The 436-nt window shown below is 69.7% G+C and carries 1 protein-coding gene; it reads left to right on the plus strand.

Translation table 11 applies throughout. The annotated features are described in order from the left end of the window. A partial coding sequence (locus RAD15_RS43955) for a hypothetical protein (protein ID WP_458184886.1) occupies window positions 1-430 on the plus strand: 430 nt, incomplete at its 5' end. Window positions 431-436: the final 6 nt, after the last annotated feature.

A 436-nucleotide genomic window follows, 5' to 3' on the forward strand; every position in this document is an offset into this window, starting at 1 on the left:
GACCGCTGGGAGCGGCGCGGGCCAGGAAAAGTCCAAATCGACCGCGCAGGAAGCAGGCCAGATCGTGTCGCAGCCGGTGCGCGATGTCGGGATCGAGAAGACCAAGATCCCGCCCCTGCTGGCCGAGGTGAGCCACGACCCCTATGGCACGGCCGGTACGGGCACCTGCCGCCAGATCGCTGCGTCGATCGCGGCGCTCAACAAGGATCTCGGCCCCGACTATACGAGTTCCCCGACCAAGAATAAGCGCAACGTCGCCAAGGCGGGCGGTGCGGCGGTGGTGAACTCGCTCATCCCGTTCCGCGGCCTTGTCCGCGAAGTGAGCGGCGCCGGGCCGGCCGAGCGCCGGCTCAACGCGGCGATCGATGCCGGCATCGCCCGGCGCGGCTTCCTGCGCGGATTGCAACAGGCTCGGGGCTGCCGCGGATAAGCCCCG

The organism is Bradyrhizobium sp. 14AA (genome assembly GCF_054185205.1).